General features: G+C 59.8%; 1 protein-coding gene. It reads left to right on the top strand.

Annotated features, from left to right (window positions below):
* Positions 1-229 (top strand): hypothetical protein (locus tag Q5L94_RS14250; protein ID WP_317498999.1); only part of this gene is annotated, 229 nt, incomplete at both ends.

The following is a 229-nucleotide window of genomic DNA, read 5'->3' as shown; positions in this document are numbered from 1 at the left end:
CAGCTGATCTCCCGGCATGGGCGCCACCCCACGACAGGCATTTACGCGGTGCTGATGGCGCATGGTCTGGGGGCGGAGACGATCCTTCTGGCGGGGATGGACTTCTACGGGACCCGAAACCGTTACCCGTTTTCACCAGGTCCGCATTATCGGGCATTGATGGGGCAGGACCTCGCGCATCGTGGACTTGATCATCACCTGCATGATCTGGAATTGGATCATGCCATCC

Source organism: Idiomarina sp. Sol25, from assembly GCF_033052775.1.
GTDB lineage: Bacteria > Pseudomonadota > Gammaproteobacteria > Enterobacterales > Alteromonadaceae > Idiomarina.
This window is presented reverse-complemented; position numbering and strand designations above follow the sequence as displayed.